Source organism: Psychrobacter immobilis, assembly GCF_904846235.1.
Taxonomy (GTDB): Bacteria; Pseudomonadota; Gammaproteobacteria; order Pseudomonadales; family Moraxellaceae; genus Psychrobacter; species Psychrobacter immobilis_C.
In genome coordinates this window covers 46732-64897 of the sequence record NZ_CAJGZN010000004.1, presented here as the reverse complement: position 1 = coordinate 64897, position 18166 = coordinate 46732, and the positions used below count along the sequence as shown (strand labels likewise).

Genomic DNA, 18166 nt, shown 5'->3' with positions numbered 1-18166 from the left:
GAGGTGTTAATTCTTTAATAGGAAATTGAAAATATGCGGCAGTACTTTGGCTATTGTAGGTGTCTTCGCGGACTTATAGCGAATTAATGATAATTAGTTATAGATTATCTCTATTTCTATAAAATAAAAATGATACGTTATGTATTGAAATAAAATTAGAAATGCGTTACTAATAGAGCATGATAAATACGAACCTATGAAACGGTCTATAGGATGTGGCCGTTCTTCAATTATAAATACCATTTTACCAGTTACCTGCTATTGCTAAAGGATTAGCTTATGAAAACCGCCTCTCAAACCCCGACGAATATTGATACAGATACTACCGTCACGCCCAAAAACTATACCGATTACTATAATAATTTTGATATGGATACACTGCTGTCAGAAATATTTGGCGAGCAGGTGGACGATCGACTAAATGCTTATATGGCTTGCTGTGGTCGTCATGTACGTGACGGCCGCGCTGACAATGCCGCGCTAGTACACGAAGATACCGCAGGCAATATAACACGCATGAGCTTTGGTGAGCTTGACAAAGCGAGTGCTCAAATCGCTAACTTGCTACAGTCGTATGGGGTAAAAGCGGGCGACAAAGTAGCGACGATGCTACCACGCACGCCTGAGCTACTGACTGTTGTATTGGCAACATGGCGTATCGGCGCCGTATATCAGCCGCTATTTACCGCTTTTGGCTATGACTCCATCAAATATCGGATGGATAAAGCCGATACCAAAGTCGTTTTTACTAACTTAGAAAATCGCAGCAAGTTTGAAGATTTGGCTGAGCAAACTAAAATGGTATTGGTCGGCAGTGCTGAGGATGCTCAGACATGGGGTGACGATCACTATAGCCAGTCTATGGAAGCACAGTCGCAAACGATCGAACCAGTGATGCTCGATACGAATGCGCCATTTTTGCAAATGTTTACCTCAGGTACGGTTGGTAAATCAAAAGGCGTCAGCGTCCCATTGGCTGCGTTACCTGCTTTTTACCTATATATGCGTTATGCCATCGACCTACGCGTAGATGATCAGTATTGGAATATGGCCGATCCTGGCTGGGCATATGGCTTGTACTATGCCATCACAGGGCCTCTGCTACTGGGCATGACCACTTATTTTAATGAAGCAGGATTTGACGCGACCAATACCCGTGAGTTTATGGTACGTCATAAGATTACCAATTTGGCCTCTTCACCAACTGCATTTCGAATGATGAAATCTAGTGGTGTATTTGATAGTGTTAATGAAGGCTCTCATAACGATACCAATGCTAAGCTATCTTTGCGCTGTGCCAACTCGGCAGGGGAGACATTAAATACAGAAGTGGTCAACTGGGTTGAAAACTATCTGGCGTGCCAAGTCAAAGACCAATATGGCCAAACAGAGACTGGCATGACTTGCTGTGCACATCATGCATTGGCGCATGATTGTCCTGTTGGTTCGATGGGTATGGCGCTCCCAGGTCATACACTAGTCGTATTAGATGATGATATGAATGTACTGCCAGATGGTGAGCAAGGGCAACTGGCAGTCGTCGTCAGTCAGTCACCTGCGTTTTATTTCCGTGGCTATAGCTGGAATGAAAAACAAGCCTTTGTAGATGATTACTATCTGACAGGCGACGTAGTCGAGCGTCATAGTGATGGTAGTTACTGGTTCTCAGGCCGTGATGATGACATCATTATTACCGCAGGTTACCGCGTAGGCCCCACTGATGTCGAAAACACTGTATTAGAGCATGAAGCAGTGGCAGAGTCTGCGGCGGTAGGTGTGCCAGATGAAGTGCGCGGTCACACTATTAAATCTTACGTGGTACTAAAAGATGGCATCGAAGGCAGTGAGCAAATCGCTAAAGAAATCCAAGAGCTGGTACGCAAACGGCTATCCACTCATGCGTATCCGCGTGAGGTCGAGTTTGTGACAGAACTGCCGAAAACGCCAAGTGGTAAGATTCAACGCTTTTTGCTGCGTAGTCTGTCTGCCGCATAAATAATTTGGTAAAACTTACATAAATTTAATAGAAAAATATCTAATAAGAAGCAAAAATTTAAAGGAATAATCATGCAAGTTAAAGAAAACAGCTTTTTGGTCACAGGCGGTGCATCAGGTTTGGGAGAGTCAGTGGCTCGGGCGATCGTAAGTCAAGGTGGCAACGTCGTTATCGCTGATTTAAATGAATCTGCTGGGCAAGCATTGATCGCTGAGTTAGGTGATAGTGCGCGTTTTGTACGCTGTGATATCACTAACGGTGATGAAGTGCAGTCAGCGGTCGACATGGCAGAGTCAGCTTTCGGCGGCCTACAAGGTTCAATCAACTGTGCTGGTATTGTAGTGGTACAAAAACTGCTAGATCGCGATAACAATCCGGCAGAGCTTGAGGCATTTAGTCGCGGGGTCAATATTAATTTGGTCGGTTCATTCAATGTTGCCCGTTTGGTTGCTGCTAGCATTGCCAAGCGTATAGCGAATGACAGTAGTGCAGGCGACCATGTAGAGAAGAATGTAGATCAAGGTATTATTATTAATACAGCCTCTATCGCAGCCTTTGACGGACAAGTAGGTCAAGCCAGCTATTCATCGTCTAAAGCAGGCGTGGTTGGTTTAACCTTGCCACTTGCTCGCGAGCTAGCACGTCATGGTATTCGCGTAATGACCATCGCACCAGGTGTCTTTGCTACGCCGATGATGGAAAGCATTCCTGAAAAGGCACGAGAGCAGCTAGAGGCAGGTGTGCCATACCCTAAACGTTTAGGCGCTCCCAATGAGTTTGCCAAATTGGTCACTCATATCATCGATAATGCTTACCTAAATGGTGAAGTCATTCGCTTAGATGGTGCGATTCGCATGGTGTAGCAGTCTAGTGAGTGATTCATCATTTTTGCACAAAACGTATCTACAGAATCTGGCATAGTGCTTTAATACATATGATTAATGACAAAAAATTAATTATGGGAATCAAAGTCTATGCCATTTTTTTATAAGAAATCTTACTCATCAAATGAGCAGCGTACGCCTTGGTTGCCCATTATCATTGGTCTTAGTCTTGCTGCTATTGTCAGCACCAGCGCTATTGCTTATGTCAAAAGCACCTCAAAACCCGAAAACCCCATTCCTTCCTCTATAGTGATTGATCGAGTCTTCGTCGACAAATCAGATCGTATCTTAAAGCTAATGAGCGGTGGTAAAGTCATTAGGTGGTATCGTATTGCGCTAGGGGGCAGTCCATCAGGTCATAAGCAACAAGAAGGCGATCAGCGTACGCCCGTTGGGATTTATACCTTAGATTATAAAAACGAGAACTCTATTGCCCATCGCTCTATCCATATTAGCTATCCTAATGATGAAGACAAGGCACGAGTGAATTCATTAGGGGTCAATCCGGGCGGCGATATCATGATTCATGGGCAAATGAATGGCTTTGGACATTTGGGCTGGTTGAATCAACGACGCGATTGGACAGATGGTTGTATCGCGGTTACCAATGATGAGATGGATGAAATTATGGCAGCGGTGATACTTGGTACTCCTATCGAAATCGTGGAGTAGAATAGTCGGATTATGATTGGGTCTAGACTAAATAAATGCATTGCTTATTACCGTATTCAACGGAGATTTCTCTTCAATTTATATCAATAAGATGACGTTTCTTATCTACTAACTTCCTTTAACTAGTATTAATAGCCCATTTAAATATTATTAATAATAAATATCATTGTCTTAAGTAAGGTTTTATTTGGTAATCGTCTTGAAATAGGTGTATATATACCTTATATAAGTGACAGATAACAGTGGGCACTAGACTAAAATAGTCCCTAGAAGTTCCACTAAAAATACTAATTATAAAAGGATATAAACATGAGATTTGAGAAATTCACTCAAAAACTGCAATCAGCGATTCAAGAAGCTCAGAGCCTAGCGTTAGGTCGCGATCACACGGGCATTGATCCTGTACATTTGCTTGCAGTTTTGCTACAAGATGAGTCTAATTTATCTATCTGCCAACAAGCAGGCGCTTCTATTCCAGCGCTAAAAAATGGCGTGGCCAAAGCATTAGATAACCAAGCGACCATTTCGGAGCCTACAGGTGACGTCAACCTAAACCCAAACTCGGTCAAAATATTGAACTTGGCCGATCGTCAGGCGCAGAAAGAAGGCGATGATTTTATCGCAACAGAATGGGTGATGTTGGCACTCGCTGAGCAAGGCGAAACCAAAAAGATATTTGAAAGTGCTGGAGTGACAGCAAGCAAACTAAAAGCGGTGATTGAGCAATTACGCGGTGATGATACAGTGAATAACCAAAACGCAGAAGATCAGCGTGATGCACTCAATAAATATACGATCAATCTGACTGAACAAGCAGAGCTTGGCAAGCTAGATCCTGTCATTGGCCGTGACGAAGAGATCCGCCGTACTATTCAGGTGCTGTCACGCCGTACCAAGAATAACCCTGTGCTGATTGGTGAGCCGGGCGTTGGTAAAACAGCCATCGTCGAAGGTTTGGCACAAAAAATTATCAATGGTGACGTACCAGAAGGTCTGCGCCGTAAAGAAGTGCTGTCGTTAGATTTGGGAGCGCTAATCGCTGGGGCAAAATTCCGTGGTGAGTTTGAAGAGCGCCTCAAAAGCGTACTCAGTGATTTGGCCAAGCAAGAAGGCAATGTCATCCTATTCATCGATGAGCTACATACGATGGTTGGTGCGGGTAAATCTGAAGGTGCAATGGATGCGGGTAATATGCTAAAACCTGCATTGGCACGCGGTGAGCTGCATTGTGTCGGAGCGACGACGCTTGATGAATACCGCAAGTACATCGAAAAAGATGCAGCGCTTGAGCGTCGTTTCCAAAAAGTACTAGTCGATGAGCCAACGGTCGAAGATACCATTGCGATATTACGTGGTCTAAAAGAGCGTTACGAGCTGCATCATGGCGTCGATATTCAAGATAGTGCCATTATCGCTGCTGCGCGCATGAGTCATCGCTATATCACTGACCGTAAGCTACCAGATAAAGCGATTGATTTAATTGACGAAGCGGCCAGTCGTCTGCGCATGGAGATGGATAGCAAGCCTGAATCATTAGGTAAGCTTGATAGCCGTTTGATTCAATTAAAAATGCAGCGTGAAGTGCTCAAAAATGAAGAAGATGCTGGCGCGCAAGCCGAGCGTAAAGTGCTCGATACGCAAATAGCGGAATTGGAAAAAGAGTATGCTGATCTCAACGAGGTTTGGCAGGCAGAGAAAGCACTGGTCAAAGGCAGTCAACAGCTAAAAGACGAGCTAGATAAAGCCCGTATTGCGTATGACAAAGCCAGCCGCGAAGGCGATTACGAGACCATGAGTAAGCTGCAATACGAAACCATTCCGCAGTTAGAACGTCGTATTCATGAGTCTGATTTGGCTGAGCAAAAAGAGCAGACAGGTGAAGGTAGCGGTGTGAAATTGTTACGTAACAAGGTGACAGACAACGAAATCGCCGAAGTGGTTGCGGCCGCTACTGGTATTCCAGTCAGCAAAATGATGCAAGGCGAGCGTGACAAGATGATCGCAATGGAAGAAAAGCTCCATGAGCGTGTCATCGGTCAAAACGAAGCGGTCGAATCGGTGGCCAATGCGGTACGTCGTAGCCGTGCAGGCTTATCTGATCCCAATCGTCCTTCTGGTTCGTTCTTATTTCTGGGACCTACTGGTGTTGGTAAAACTGAGCTGACTAAGTCACTAGCAAACTTCTTGTTTGACTCTGAAGATGCGATTGTACGTATCGACATGAGTGAGTATATGGAAAAACACAGTGTCAGCCGCTTAGTGGGCGCGCCTCCAGGTTATGTCGGTTATGAAGAGGGCGGTACATTAACGGAAGCAGTACGCCGTAAGCCATATAGTGTCATATTGTTCGATGAAGTAGAAAAAGCGCATCCTGATGTGTTCAACATCTTACTGCAAGTATTGGACGATGGTCGCTTAACCGATTCGCAAGGTCGGGTGGTAGATTTCAAAAACACCGTGATTATCATGACCAGTAACTTGGGTTCACATAAGATTCAAGAGATGGTTGGTGAGAGCTATGAGGATATCAAAGCGGAAGTAATGGATTCTGTTGGGCAGCATTTTCGTCCAGAGTTCGTCAACCGTATTGACGAAATCGTAGTTTTCCATCCGCTTGGTATGTCGCAGATGGCAGGTATTGCGGATATTCAACTGGATCGATTACGTCAGCGTATACAAGAGCGTGAGATGGATATTGAGCTGTCAGCAGATGCGATGAATAAATTGGTTGCGGTGGGTTATGACCCTGTTTATGGCGCTCGTCCTTTGAAGCGTGCCATTCAACAAGAGATCGAAAACCCATTGTCATTGAAACTATTAGCAGGGGATTTTGTCGCTGGTGATATTATCAAAGTCGATGTGGGTGCCGATGACAAGCTAACTTTTGATAAGCTTAGAATGAGCTAATCACATTGGCATCGATGTCTTTATGACCTAACGATACTCTTAAAATCAGCCCCTTATCTGCAAGCGTAGGTAAGGGGTTGCAAACAGTTAAATAAAATATATACAAACCTACCTATTTATTACTATAAAAGATAAATTATATCTATTATATAGAGAGCGAGTTATGGGGAAACTGGTTAGTATTGGGGAGGCTGCCAAACATTTCGGGGTTGCTCAATCCACATTAAGACGTTGGGATGAGGATGGTACGTTAGTCGCCAAGCGAACCGAAAACGGGCATAGGCGATATGATTTAAGTGAAATCAGACCACATTCTTTGAATACACCACCTAAATTAGACAGAAAAACCATTGCTTATGCTCGTGTATCGAGTCGTAATCAAAAAGACGACTTACTTCGCCAATCTCAAGTTTTGGAACTTTATTGCGCTAAGCAAGGCTGGACTTTTGAGACGATTACCGATCTTGATACTGGAGTGAATTATAAAAAGAAAGGCTTGAAAAGCCTGCTTGACGACATACTGGACAATCAAGTTGAACGGCTGGTAATTACCCATAAAGACAGGCTTTTGCGATTTGGTGCTGGACTGGTTTTCATGTTGTGTGAGGCTTGTGACGTTGAAGTGGTAATAATCAATGAGGGTGAGGAGCTTAGTTTTGAGCAAGAATTAGCACAAGATGTATTGGAGATTATCACCGTATTTTCAGCAAGACTCTACGGCTCTCGCAGCAAGAAAAACCAACAGTTAATAGAGGCGGTTAAAAAAGCATTATGATCCGTGGTCACTCAATCGAACTCAAACCTAACAACGTACAGGCAAATCATCTTGCTCGTGCTTGTGGCGTGGCGAGAAAAGCCTACAACTGGGCTTTGCATGAGTGGCAACGGCAGTATGCGCTTGACAAGGCGTACCGTGATGCGTGTTTGGTCACAGGCATTGAAATTGATGCCAAAAAGCTAAACAAACCCTCACAAGCGAAGCTCAGGCGCGAATTGAATGCCATTAAGCGTGAATTATTTCCTTATATGCTAGAGGTCACCAAATGTGCTCCGCAAGCGGCAATCATGCAATTGGGTGATGCTTATAACAACTTCTTTAAAGGCTTAGCGAAGTATCCAACCGCTCGTAAAAAAGGCCGTGACGACAGATTTAGTTTATCCAACGACCAATTTGCCATCAAAGGTAAATCCATTCGTATCCCAAACTTGGGCTGGGTTCGCTTAAAAGAAATTTTACGTTTTGAAGGTAAGATCATGTCAGCCACCATCTCTAAACGTGGTGGTAAGTGGTTTGTTAGTGTGGCTGTTGAAATACAAAAAGCTGTACTTACCACTAAAAAGACAGGTAAAAGCGTTGGTATCGATCTTGGCATTACCGACTTGTTAGTTTTATCGGACGGCACCAAAATTAAAGCACCAAAACCGCTCAAGACAAACCTTAAAAAACTAAGAACCCTAAACAAAACGCTTAGTCGCACTAAAAAAGGCAGTAAAAACAGAGAAAAAGCGAAAACCAAGCTCTCTCGTTTGCACTATAAAATCAGATGTATTAGACAAGATTCTTTGCACAAAATAACCTCCGATTTGATTAAAACGTTCGATGTGATTGCGATTGAGGATTTGAACGTCAAAGGTATGGTTAAGAACAGGCGATTATCAAGAGCAATCAGTGACTTGGGTTTCTTTGAATTTAAGCGTCAGCTTATCTACAAAGCCAATGGGCAAGGCAAGACGGTTAAATCGGTTGGGCGTTTTTACCCAAGCTCAAAAACTTGCTCAAACTGTAATCATATCCTTGGTAAAGATCAGCTAACATTGAAAATGCGTGAGTGGTTATGCCCTAACTGTCAGGCTTCTCATGACCGTGACCTCAACGCCAGCATCAATATTTTAAATAACGCGACTGTTATTTTAACAGCCATATAATCCTGTTTATTGGACGGTGAGTTCCATCGCCAATTAAAAAAAGTCTGTGGAGTCGTGGTCAGTCTAAATCTCAAACGAGAGGTAGCGCATGACAACGAAGCAGAAAGAGAACGTCAAACCTATTTAATAGTTAATATTAAATAGGTTTGAGTAAGATTTTTGGAACGGTTTTTATTTATAAGGCGCGTTTTACGTTACTGTTTTTTTACCATTTCAATATCTCTTAAGTATCAGGACTATGCTATAACTAAATCAATGTCTAATAGTACCAGTATCAACTGAACGGAGAAACAGAACGATGACAGCCCATATTGAACGTATAGATATACCTTTAACTTCGCCACTAATCATTGCAGCATTGCTGTTTAGCACTGCCGCGTGCTCTAACCCTTCTACAGTAAGTCCTAGCAATAACAAAAGCACTGCAACAGAATCTCAAGAAGTTTCCATTTCAGATAACGATGCTCAAACCGCCACACAAACCACCACACAAACAAAGACTAGCAAGCCTGACTTTACCACCAAAGCAATCGCTACCTTTAATGAGCCTTGGGCTATGACAGCGTTACCCATTGCAGATAACGAAGCGCCAAAATTACTGGTGACACAAAAAACAGGTGAGCTATTTATCGTAGATACAGCGACGGGCAATAAGACCAAAATCGAAGGCGTTCCTACAGTCGCTTACGGTGGTCAAGGCGGCTTAGGAGATATCATCGTGGCTCCGGATTTTGCGACGTCCAATACCATCTATCTTAGTTATGCGGAAGCAGGAACAGGAAATGATAGTAATAAATTTGGCGCTAAAGTAATCAAGGCGACACTCTCAGGATTAGAGACAGCCACACCTACGTTGCAAGATATCACGCCCATCTGGCAACAGACTCCGAAAGTTACGGGGCAAGGACATTATAGTCATCGCCTGCTGTTTTCGCCCGATGGCCGCTATCTATATATCAGCTCAGGCGAGCGTCAAGACAAAGACCCAGCACAAGACATGAATGGTAATTTGGGTAAGATAATACGGTTGAGTCCTGATGGTAACACCCCGACAGACAATCCGTTTACTGATAATGAGTTGGCCAAACAGTTTTGGACCATCGGACATCGCAATGTGCTTGGTATGGCATTTGACGATAGCGGACAGCTTTGGGCGCACGAGATGGGACCAAAGGGCGGGGATGAATTTAATATTATTGAGAAGGGTAACAATTATGGCTGGCCAGTGGTATCCAATGGACGCAATTATTCAGGTTTAGATATTCCTGACCATGACACAAAGCCAGAGTTTACGGCACCTAAAATTACTTGGACACCTGTCATATCACCATCTGCTATGAGCATTTATGCGACTGGTACTCATAATGACTTTCCTAGCTGGCAGGGCAATGCGCTTATCAGTGGCTTATCGTCTAAAGCGCTTATCGTAGTGGGCATAAGTGAAGACAATATCGCGGCTGAGCGTTACCGTTATGACATGGGTGAGCGTGTACGCAGTGTGCTAGCAGTAGACGGGCAAGTGTGGACACTTGAAGACGGTAATGATGCACAATTACTCAGATTATTACCCAAATAACATCTAAATAGCATCGAATTAAGGACGTATTTACCTACCTATATATTTAATTATTTTAATAAAACTATTCAATTCTTTTAGAGTAAATTAATAATTTTATCAAGTTTTATTTTGTAATAGATTGATAGTTAAGACCTATTTTGTTAAGGTAACGTTCCTTGAAATTTGAGACTTGCACATGGAAGAAGTAAAAGTAGGTAGATTAGGACCTTTTCCGCGGGTAAGTAAACCTGTGTTTATTACATCGTCACTGCTGATTATTGGCTTTATTATTTTCGGTGCGTTTTTCACCGAAACAGCAGGGGCTGTTTTTAGTTTTTTACAAAATTTTATTACCGATAAGTTTGGTTGGCTATTCATTATTCTAGTCAATACCGCGCTTGCGCTTTGTATTTACTTGGCAATGAGTCGCTATGGTGACATTCGACTAGGTAACCAAACAGAACGACCGCAGTACAATCTGTTCTCTTGGATTGGCATGCTATTTTCTGCAGGTATTGGTATTGGTCTGGTTTATTGGGGTACAGCAGAGCCGCTGTATCACTTTATGGCACCACCAATGGGCGATGCCGAGACAGTAGAAGCCGCCAAGCAAGCAATGAATATCTCATTTATGCATTGGGGTCTACATGCTTGGGCGATTTATACGATTGTAGCGCTATCTTTAGCGTACTTCCATTTCCGTCGCGGCCTGCCATTGTCGATTCGATCTACTTTGTATCCTTTACTTGGTAAAAAGATCTATGGTCGTTGGGGACACACGGTCGATATCTTGGCTGTGTTTGGTACGATGTTTGGTGTGGTTACCTCGCTTGGACTTGGAGTTATGCAGATCAACTCTGGACTCGAAAAGCTGTTTGGTACGCCTAACAGTCTTACCGTACAGTTTGGCTTGATCGCTTTCATCACAGCGCTAGCAGCAGCTTCAGTCTTGATGGGTTTGGATAAAGGTATTAAGCGTTTAAGTGATATCAATATTGGTTTCACTATCGTTTTATTAGCGTTTATGGTTATCTTAGGACCAACGCTATTTATCTTTGATAGTTTTATCGAAAACATCGGCAACTATCTGACTGTGATTGTACCTTTAGGTACATGGGGTGAGTCTTATAGCGGTACAGATTGGCAAAGTAGTTGGACGATATTTTATTGGGCATGGTGGGTTAGCTGGGCACCATTCGTTGGTATCTTTATTGCCCGTATCTCTCGTGGTCGTACGATTCGTGAATTTACGCTTGGTGTATTACTGATTCCAATGCTGATTTTGTTCTTCTGGTTTACCACCTTTGGCGGCGTTGCTGTTCATATGGAGCTTGCTTCTGCTGTGTCAGGTGTTAGCCCAGGATTGGTTGAAGCAGTGCAAGCGGATTCTGGTAGTGCCATCTTTAAGTTGGTTGAATACTACCCATTGGCAAAACCGATTACGCTACTGATTGTCGTCATGATTATGCTATGGTTTGTGACCTCGTCAGATTCTGCTAGCTTTGTCATCGATATGTTGACGGCTGGTGGCGATACCAACCCACCGAAAATCCAGCGCTTATTTTGGGCAACGACAGAAGGCGTTATCGCTGCTATCTTACTAGCGGCTGGTGGGCTGTCTGCTCTACAGGCGGCAGCTATCGTAGCAGGACTACCGTTTGCCTTAGTAGTCTTTGTCATGATGTATGCGCTACTGCGTGGTTTGAGTCGTGATCGTCTGATTCTATATAGAGCGCAGCAAGGCTTTATTACGGATGAGTCAGCAGACCATAACTCAGCGAATGAGTTCGTTGACGAGCATCTGCTAAAAGGGCCACCTAAGATTGCTAAAGGTGACTAAAAAGTAGATAGCATCAAGACAGCTACTTAAGCTTTTGATAGAAGAAGCCCCAATTTATTTTTAAATTGGGGCTTCTTTATTGGGTAAAGATATTTAAATCTATTCAGGAAAAATCCAGATTGTTGAAATATTATTGCTGTAATGTTACTACGATTTCTATACATTCGGCAGTATTTACATGGTGTTATATTTAGTGATTCGTTCATACCTTGGTATGGTTGCGCTCTTTTTTGGGGATATCCCTATGGATCATGTAAAAGTTGGCAGGTTAGGCCCTTTCCCGCGGGTAAGTAAACCTGTTTTTTTGACTTCAGCATTACTTATTATCATATTTATTATCCTTGGCGTTTTTTTTACTGAAGCTGCCGGTACATTGTTCAGTTTCTTACAAGGCTTTATTACCGATAAATTTGGTTGGTTTTTCATTATTCTCGTTAATGTGGCCTTAGCACTTTGTGTTTATTTGTCTATGAGCCGTTATGGCGATATTCGCCTTGGTGCTCAAACTGAGACACCACAGTACAGTCTATTTTCGTGGATCGGTATGCTGTTCTCTGCTGGTATCGGTATTGGACTTGTCTACTGGGGTACAGCAGAGCCCTTATATCACTTTATGGCACCGCCACTTGGTGAAAAGGAAACAATAGAAGCCGCCAAGCAGGCGATGAATATTACCTTTTTACATTGGGGCTTACATGCTTGGGCATTGTACGCAATTGTAGCGCTATCTTTAGCCTATTTCCATTTTCGCCGTGGCTTACCACTATCGATTCGCTCCACCCTTTATCCTATATTGGGTAAAAAGATATATGGCTCGTGGGGTCATGCCGTTGATATTTTAGCCGTATTCGGTACTATGTTTGGTGTGGTGACGTCACTCGGTCTTGGGGTTATGCAAATCAACTCAGGGCTTGAGAAATTATTTGGTATTCCTAATAACCTCACAATACAAATCGCTCTGATTGCTTTTGTTACTGCTTTAGCCGCCTGTTCTGTCATGATGGGCTTGGATAAGGGTATCAAGCGTCTAAGCGATGTGAATATCGGTTTGACGGCTATTCTACTTGGTTTTATGGTCGTCTTAGGGCCGACGCTTTTCATTTTTGATAGCTTCCTAGAAAATATCGGCAACTATCTTTCAGTGGTTGTACCATTAGGTCTATGGGGAGAGTCTTATGAAGGTGAGGCAAACTGGCAGTCAGCATGGACGATATTTTATTGGGCATGGTGGGTAAGTTGGGCACCATTTGTCGGCGTGTTTATTGCTCGTATCAGCCGTGGTCGTACGATTAGAGAGTTTGTACTTGGGGTATTGCTTATCCCCATGACCATATTGTTCTTTTGGTTTTCAACTTTCGGCGGCGTTGCTATTCATATGGAGCTGCTCGCTGCTATTGATCCAGCGTTGGTTAGTCCTGGACTGGTCGAGGCAGTACAAACAGATTTTGGTAGTGCCATTTTTAAATTGGTTGAATACTATCCATTGGCGCAACCCATCACATTTATGATTGTGATTATGATTGTATTGTGGTTCGTGACCTCATCAGATTCAGCAAGTTTTGTCATCGATATGCTGACGGCTGGTGGTGATACCAATCCGCCAAAGATTCAACGTTTATTTTGGGCAAGCACTGAAGGTGTTATTGCTGCTGTGTTGTTGGCTGCTGGTGGATTGAGCGCGTTACAAGCAGCCGCTATCGTAGCAGGATTGCCATTTGCCTTGGTTATATTTGCAATGATGTATGCGCTACTGCGTGGTTTGAGTCGTGATCGACTGATACTATATAGAGCGCAGCAGCATTATATTACTGAAGAATCAGCAGATCACAACTCGGCAGATGAATTTGCTGATGAGCATCTGCTAAAAGGACCACCCAAGATTGTAAAAGGTGACTAAGAAGTAGATAAAAGTAAGACAGATACTTAAGCTTTTAATAGAAGAAGCCCCAATTTGTTTTTAAATTGGGGCTTCTTTATTGGGTAAAGATACTTAAATTTATTCAGGATAAATTCGGATTTTTGAAAATTATTACCGAAATGTTACTACCATTTCTATACATTCGGCAGTATTTACAAGGTGTTATATTTGATAATTCGTTCATACCTTGGTATGGTTACGCACTTTTTTGGGGATATACCTATGGATCATGTAAAAGTTGGCCGATTAGGCCCTTTTCCGCGGGTAAGTAAACCTGTATTTTTGACTTCAGCAATCTTGATACTGGCGTTCATTATTTTTGGCGCTTTATTCAATGAACAAGCAGAAGTGGTATTTAACCAAGCAAAAGCATTTGTCTCTTTACGCTTTGGCTGGTTCTTTATTGTCGTGGTCAATTTAACATTGGTCATGAGTATTTATATGATATTTAGCCGTTACGGCGATATCAGACTCGGTCATCAGAATGAGAGACCAGAGTACAATATGGTTTCTTGGATTGGTATGCTGTTTTCAGCTGGTATCGGTATTGGGCTGCTTTATTGGGGCACCGCTGAGCCGTTGTATCATTTCATGGCACCACCATTAGGCGAGGCGGAGACGGTTGCCGCTGCCAAGCAAGCGATGAATATCTCGTTCCTACATTATGGTTTGCATGTCTGGGCGCTCTACGGCATGGTCGCGCTGTCGCTCGCGTACTTCCATTATCGAGTAGGTCTACCGCTAGCCATACGTTCAACGCTGTACCCTATACTGGGTAAAAAAATCTACGGTGGTTGGGGTCATACAGTTGATACATTGGCTGTATTCGGTACGATGTTTGGGGTAGTAACCACGTTGGGTCTTGGTGTCTTACAGATTAACTCAGGCCTCGAGACGTTATTTGGTATACCCAATAATATTACGGTGCAGATTATTTTGATTGGCTTTATCACCATGCTAGCAGGGTTGTCTCTGTTTATGGGTCTGGATAAAGGCATTAAGCGTCTGAGTGATACCAATATATTGTTCACTGTGATATTGCTCAGTTTTGTGATTATCTTTGGACCTACGCAGTTTATTTTTAATAGCTTCGTAGAAAACATCGGTAACTACTTGCATCAAATCGTACCTTTGGGCCTTTGGACTGAGTCTTATCGAGGCGAAGAAAACTGGCAAGCTTCTTGGACGATTTTTTATTGGGCTTGGTGGATCAGCTGGTCACCATTCGTAGGGGTGTTTGTTGCGCGTATTTCTCGTGGCCGTACCATTCGTGAGTTCATACTAGGTGTATTATTAATTCCTATCACGATCTTATTTTTATGGTTTACCGCCTTTGGTGGTTCTGCAGTAAATATGGAGTTGGTAGCAGCAGCAGACCCTAACATAGTTAGTCCAGGTCTGATCGAAGCGGTCAAAGCCGATACAGGGAGCGCTATCTTTAAATTAATGGAGTCTTATCCATTAACAGGTGCGGTCAAATTGCTCATCGTGGTGATGATTGTATTATGGTTTGTTACCTCGTCAGATTCAGCCAGTTTTGTCATCGATATGCTGACTTCAGGTGGCGATACCAATCCGCCAAAGATCCAGCGCTTATTTTGGGCAGGTTCTGAAGGCGTTATTGCCGCTGTATTATTGGCAGCAGGTGGTTTGAGTGCATTACAAGCGGCATCGATTGTCTCAGGCTTTCCTTTTGCTATTGTGATCGTCGTGATGATGTACTCTCTATTGCGTGGCCTCAGTCGAGATCGTTTGATACTGTATCGTAATCAGCAATGGTTCACCACAGAAGAGTCAGCAGAGCATAACTCGGCCAATGAATTCCGTGATGAAGAGTTGCTAAAAGGCCCACCAGCACTTGAAAAAGATGCTTAAGCTTTAGAGTTTATTTTCTGGCTATAAAAATACCCAGCTTGTCATAAGCTGGGTATTTTTATGGATGTTAAATATTTTTAATGAAAAATCTTTCAATACAGCAGCTTCCAATACAGCAGCTCTCGATACAATCACTTTATGGATTAGCTACATTCGCCTTTTGTATAACCGATAGCTTCAGGAATATTACAGGCTGAGCAGGCATTACTAGCCGTTCGGTAGCTAACAATTGATCCAACTTTCGTTTTTACACAGACGGGTTCATATTGTGCCGTACAGATATTATTGGCAGGATTAGCGGGTGGACATTGAGTAAGAGCATCTTCAAACTGCTGACTGATATCAGGAATGGATGGGGTAGGTGTTTGACCAGACGTGCCTACATCAGACATAGAGCTACAGCCCGTCAAAGCTAGAACTAATATCAATATAAGTGATAATGGTTTGAACGAAGATTGATTAATTTTGGAAAATCGACAATTGGATAGAGTTTGTTTCATAAGAAATGTCCTTATTAATAATATTCGATAGCGTCCTGTTATCGCTGATGGATTTGCCTATTGAGGCTAAACGCTTAAGTATTTATGGTAGCTCATTTATCAATAGCTATCCACTTAAACACCATACAAAAAACCCCAAGCTCAATTAAGCTTGGGGTTTTGTTTTCTGCCATCAAATATTGATACTACGACAGCATGTCTAAATGAAAGACATCTAGACTGACGACATTCGCTTATTCAGCTGGTTTGTCATCTTGGTTTAGCTGCACGTACTTGTCAAAGTTTTGAGCATAATCAGTTAAATTATCGCTTAGCATTTGGCGATACTGTTTAACATAAAACTCGACGATATCGTCTTTTTCTTTAGCGAAATCATCACCTTTGACGAAGCCGATAGAGGCAACTGACGCGCTATAGCGTGCTGCAGCATACAATAAAGAAGCACCTACTTGACCTGAATGTGCTTCAGGACCTAGCTGGCTGTTGGCGATACCGATGATAGCGTCAGCACGTTGATAGAATGCCTGCATTTCAGGGGTGATTTCAATGTTAGCATCAGCGTTTTGGTCTTGAATATTGTCTTGAGACATAAGCAACTCCTAATAATAAGTGTCAGTAGTTTTTAGTATATAAAAATGGTTGGCAAACGTTTTAAAGTAATGACTCTTATAAACCAGCGTCTGCTTTTAAGATATCAGCTTTGTCTGTTTTTTCCCACGTAAAGGCAGTCTCTGAGCCTGGACGACCAAAGTGTCCAAAGGTAGCAGTCTGCTGATACATTGGCTGTAGTAAGTTCAACATACGGGTAATGCCGTAAGGGCGTAGGTCAAAGTGAGTACGAATCAAGCGAATGATCTCATCGTTGCTAATTTTGCTGGTGCCAAACGTGTTGACTGAGATAGAGGTGGGTTCAGCGACACCGATGGCGTAGCTTACTTGTACTTCACAGCGATCAGCAAGTCCTGCTGCTACGATGTTTTTGGCCACATAACGTACCGCATAAGCAGCACTGCGATCCACTTTTGAAGGATCTTTACCACTGAACGCACCGCCACCATGACGTGCCATGCCGCCGTAAGTATCAACAATAATTTTACGACCAGTTAAACCAGCATCACCGACAGGACCACCAATCACAAACTTACCAGTGGGGTTGATATGATAGCGTGTGCCAGCGTGCAATAAGTCAGCTGGTAGCACTTGCTTGATGATAGATTCCATCACGGCTTCTTGTAGATCTGACTGCGAGATGCTTGGATCATGCTGTGTTGATAATACAACAGCATCGATGGCGACAGGGCGATTGCCGTCATACTTCAAGGTTACCTGCGCTTTAGCGTCTGGACGCAACCAAGGTAGCTCGCCTGCGCGGCGCAGCTCCGACTGACGCTCCATCAAACGATGGGCATACTCGATAGGCGCTGGCATCAATACTTCGGTCTCATTGCTAGCATAACCAAACATTAAGCCTTGGTCGCCTGCACCTTGCTCTTCAGGGTCGCTACGATCAACGCCTTGCGCGATTTCAGGAGATTGCTTGCCTAGCATGTTGATGACTGCACAAGTCTCGCCATCAAAGCCTAGGTCTGAATGGTGATAGCCAATGCCATTTACGGTGTCACGAACCAGACGCTCTAAATCGATATTTGCGGTTGTAGTGATTTCACCTGCAAGTATGACTGCGCCTGTTTTTACTAAGGTTTCGCATGCCACACGTGCGTGCAGATCTTCACGTAAGATAGCGTCAAGGATAGCGTCTGATATTTGGTCAGCCATTTTGTCAGGATGGCCTTCGCTCACAGATTCTGAGGTAAATAAGTTGTATTCACGCATAATGGGATCGCTTAATTGAATCAATAAGGGTAGGAAAAGCAGCACATCTGGGTGCTGCTCTAATTAATTTTGACCACGCATTTACGCGGCAGATAATCGGTATTTCTCAATTTAAAATCGGTTTTAACTAAAATCTTTGCTAATAAATATGACCAAAGGGTGAGCGGACTATCATTCAATCAATATATAAAATGATACTGCCTTGCTCTAATATGGTCTTGGCGGTAACGAGTTGGGTCAATACTTGACCTAATAGA

At 43.1% G+C, this 18166-nt stretch carries 13 protein-coding genes; 10 read left to right on the top strand and 3 right to left on the bottom strand.

Annotation, left to right across the window (positions count from 1 at the left end):
• Nucleotides 1-279: 279 nt before the first annotated feature.
• The 10 genes from JMX07_RS03735 (at nucleotide 280) to JMX07_RS03690 (ending at nucleotide 15576) form a co-directional block, all read left to right on the top strand.
• Nucleotides 280-1995: an AMP-binding protein gene (locus JMX07_RS03735; protein ID WP_201606364.1), complete on the top strand. Its 1716-nt coding sequence runs from the start codon at nucleotides 280-282 to the stop codon at nucleotides 1993-1995.
• A gap of 72 nt (nucleotides 1996-2067) precedes the next feature.
• Entirely contained in the window at nucleotides 2068-2859 is a 792-nt protein-coding gene (locus JMX07_RS03730; RefSeq protein ID WP_201606363.1) for an SDR family NAD(P)-dependent oxidoreductase, read from the top strand.
• Nucleotides 2860-2970: 111 nt separating this feature from the next.
• Nucleotides 2971-3552 (top strand): L,D-transpeptidase family protein, encoded by a 582-nt coding sequence (locus tag JMX07_RS03725; RefSeq protein WP_201606362.1) that lies wholly within the window; start codon nucleotides 2971-2973, stop codon nucleotides 3550-3552.
• Between the two features lie 309 nt (nucleotides 3553-3861).
• Complete coding sequence (gene clpB, locus JMX07_RS03720; protein ID WP_201606361.1) at nucleotides 3862-6459, top strand: ATP-dependent chaperone ClpB; 2598 nt, start codon at nucleotides 3862-3864, stop codon at nucleotides 6457-6459.
• Nucleotides 6460-6622: 163 nt separating this feature from the next.
• Nucleotides 6623-7234 (top strand): IS607 family transposase, encoded by a 612-nt coding sequence (locus JMX07_RS03715; protein WP_201606360.1) that lies wholly within the window; start codon nucleotides 6623-6625, stop codon nucleotides 7232-7234.
• Complete coding sequence (locus tag JMX07_RS03710; RefSeq protein ID WP_201606359.1) at nucleotides 7231-8385, top strand: RNA-guided endonuclease InsQ/TnpB family protein; 1155 nt, start codon at nucleotides 7231-7233, stop codon at nucleotides 8383-8385. The genes JMX07_RS03715 and JMX07_RS03710 overlap by 4 nt, the downstream gene beginning before the upstream one ends.
• A 298-nt stretch (nucleotides 8386-8683) precedes the next feature.
• Nucleotides 8684-9961, top strand: a complete 1278-nt coding sequence (locus JMX07_RS03705) for a PQQ-dependent sugar dehydrogenase (RefSeq protein ID WP_201606358.1) — start codon at nucleotides 8684-8686, stop codon at nucleotides 9959-9961.
• Between the two features lie 178 nt (nucleotides 9962-10139).
• The gene (locus tag JMX07_RS03700; protein ID WP_201606357.1) at nucleotides 10140-11783 is read left to right on the top strand and encodes a BCCT family transporter; all 1644 of its coding nucleotides are present in this window, start codon (nucleotides 10140-10142) and stop codon (nucleotides 11781-11783) included.
• A 244-nt stretch (nucleotides 11784-12027) separates the two neighbouring features.
• The gene (locus JMX07_RS03695; RefSeq protein WP_201606356.1) at nucleotides 12028-13680 is read left to right on the top strand and encodes a BCCT family transporter; all 1653 of its coding nucleotides are present in this window, start codon (nucleotides 12028-12030) and stop codon (nucleotides 13678-13680) included.
• Nucleotides 13681-13923: 243 nt separating this feature from the next.
• On the top strand, nucleotides 13924-15576 hold the full coding sequence (locus JMX07_RS03690) for a BCCT family transporter (RefSeq protein WP_201606355.1): 1653 nt from the start codon (nucleotides 13924-13926) through the stop codon (nucleotides 15574-15576).
• Nucleotides 15577-15719: 143 nt separating this feature from the next.
• Here the strand turns inward: JMX07_RS03690 and JMX07_RS03685 are convergent, their stop codons facing one another.
• The 3 genes from JMX07_RS03685 to metK form a co-directional block, all read right to left on the bottom strand.
• Nucleotides 15720-15968, bottom strand: a complete 249-nt coding sequence (locus JMX07_RS03685; RefSeq protein WP_201606354.1) for a hypothetical protein — start codon at nucleotides 15966-15968, stop codon at nucleotides 15720-15722.
• Between the two features lie 341 nt (nucleotides 15969-16309).
• Nucleotides 16310-16666 (bottom strand): DUF3144 domain-containing protein, encoded by a 357-nt coding sequence (locus JMX07_RS03680; RefSeq protein ID WP_102078350.1) that lies wholly within the window; start codon nucleotides 16664-16666, stop codon nucleotides 16310-16312.
• A gap of 76 nt (nucleotides 16667-16742) precedes the next feature.
• Entirely contained in the window at nucleotides 16743-17909 is a 1167-nt protein-coding gene (metK, locus tag JMX07_RS03675; protein ID WP_201606353.1) for a methionine adenosyltransferase, read from the bottom strand.
• Nucleotides 17910-18166: the final 257 nt, after the last annotated feature.

What these genes read in the sequence shown, in the direction of transcription:
- JMX07_RS03735 (WP_201606364.1), top strand. Translation starts at nt 280, where the DNA reads ATGAAAACCGCCTCTCAAACCCCGACGAATATTGATACAGATACTACC.
- JMX07_RS03730 (WP_201606363.1), top strand. Translation starts at nt 2,068, where the DNA reads ATGCAAGTTAAAGAAAACAGCTTTTTGGTCACAGGCGGTGCATCAGGT.
- JMX07_RS03725 (WP_201606362.1), top strand. Translation starts at nt 2,971, where the DNA reads ATGCCATTTTTTTATAAGAAATCTTACTCATCAAATGAGCAGCGTACG.
- clpB (WP_201606361.1), top strand. Translation starts at nt 3,862, where the DNA reads ATGAGATTTGAGAAATTCACTCAAAAACTGCAATCAGCGATTCAAGAA.
- JMX07_RS03715 (WP_201606360.1), top strand. Translation starts at nt 6,623, where the DNA reads ATGGGGAAACTGGTTAGTATTGGGGAGGCTGCCAAACATTTCGGGGTT.
- JMX07_RS03710 (WP_201606359.1), top strand. Translation starts at nt 7,231, where the DNA reads ATGATCCGTGGTCACTCAATCGAACTCAAACCTAACAACGTACAGGCA.
- JMX07_RS03705 (WP_201606358.1), top strand. Translation starts at nt 8,684, where the DNA reads ATGACAGCCCATATTGAACGTATAGATATACCTTTAACTTCGCCACTA.
- JMX07_RS03700 (WP_201606357.1), top strand. Translation starts at nt 10,140, where the DNA reads ATGGAAGAAGTAAAAGTAGGTAGATTAGGACCTTTTCCGCGGGTAAGT.
- JMX07_RS03695 (WP_201606356.1), top strand. Translation starts at nt 12,028, where the DNA reads ATGGATCATGTAAAAGTTGGCAGGTTAGGCCCTTTCCCGCGGGTAAGT.
- JMX07_RS03690 (WP_201606355.1), top strand. Translation starts at nt 13,924, where the DNA reads ATGGATCATGTAAAAGTTGGCCGATTAGGCCCTTTTCCGCGGGTAAGT.
- JMX07_RS03685 (WP_201606354.1), bottom strand. Translation starts at nt 15,968, where the DNA reads ATGTCTGATGTAGGCACGTCTGGTCAAACACCTACCCCATCCATTCCT.
- JMX07_RS03680 (WP_102078350.1), bottom strand. Translation starts at nt 16,666, where the DNA reads ATGTCTCAAGACAATATTCAAGACCAAAACGCTGATGCTAACATTGAA.
- metK (WP_201606353.1), bottom strand. Translation starts at nt 17,909, where the DNA reads ATGCGTGAATACAACTTATTTACCTCAGAATCTGTGAGCGAAGGCCAT.